This is a genomic window from Streptomyces sp. NPDC054786 (assembly GCF_053611685.1).
On the sequence record NZ_JBSHAW010000109.1, the window covers coordinates 1 to 1199 of the forward strand.

Here is a 1199-nt window from a genome sequence, read left to right on the forward strand (position 1 = left end):
CGCGAGTGCGGTGACGCGGGCCTTGAGGGCTTCGGCGTCGTGGGCGGGCTTGAGTGCCTGGGCGATGATGTCGGCGACCTCGCGGAAGTCCTCGGCCTGGAAGCCGCGGGTGGCGAGGGCGGGGGTGCCGATGCGCAGGCCGGAGGTGACCATCGGGGGCCGCGGGTCGTTCGGGATGGCGTTGCGGTTGACGGTGATGCCGACCTCGTGGAGGCGGTCCTCGGCCTCCTGCCCGTTCAGCTCGCTGTCGCGCAGGTCGACCAGGACGAGGTGGACGTCGGTGCCGCCGGACAGCACGGAGACGCCGTGCTGCCTGACGTCGTCCTGGATCAGGCGTTCGGCGAGGATGCGGGCGCCGTCGAGGGTGCGCTGCTGGCGTTCCTTGAAGTCGTCGGAGGCGGCGACCTTGAAGGAGACGGCCTTGGCGGCGATGACGTGTTCGAGGGGGCCGCCCTGCTGGCCGGGGAAGACCGCGGAGTTGATCTTCTTGGCGAGGTCCTGGGTGGAGAGGATGACGCCGCCGCGGGGGCCGCCGAGGGTCTTGTGGGTGGTGGTGGTCACGACGTGGGCGTGGGGCACCGGGTTGGGGTGCAGGCCGGCGGCGACGAGGCCGGCGAAGTGGGCCATGTCGACCATGAGGTAGGCGCCGACCTCGTCGGCGATGCGGCGGAAGGCGGCGAAGTCGAGCTGGCGGGGGTAGGCGGACCAGCCGGCGACGATGAGCTTGGGGCGGTGTTCCCTGGCGAGGCGTTCGACCTCTTCCATGTCGACGAGGTTGGTCTTCTCGTCGACGTGGTAGGGCACGACGTGGTAGAGCTTGCCGCTGAAGTTGATCTTCATGCCGTGGGTGAGGTGTCCGCCGTGGGCGAGGTTGAGGCCCAGGATGGTGTCGCCCGGCTTGATGAGGGCGAACATGGCGGCGGCGTTGGCCTGTGCGCCGGAGTGCGGCTGGACGTTGGCGGCTTCGGCGCCGAAGAGGGTCTTGATGCGGTCGATGGCGATCTGTTCGACGACGTCGACGTGTTCGCAGCCGCCGTAGTAGCGGCGGCCGGGGTAGCCCTCGGCGTACTTGTTGGTCAGGACGGAGCCCTGGGCCTCCATGACGGCGACGGGGGCGAAGTTCTCCGAGGCGATCATTTCGAGGGTGGACTGCTGGCGGTGGAGTTCGGCGTCGACGGCGGCGGCGACGTCGGGGTCGA

Annotated in this window: 1 protein-coding gene; it reads right to left on the bottom strand. The window is 69.9% G+C overall.

Annotated features, from left to right (window positions below):
* On the bottom strand, window positions 1-1199 hold a 1199-nt coding region (gene glyA, locus ACWGI6_RS38205), incomplete at both ends, for a serine hydroxymethyltransferase (RefSeq protein WP_453271776.1).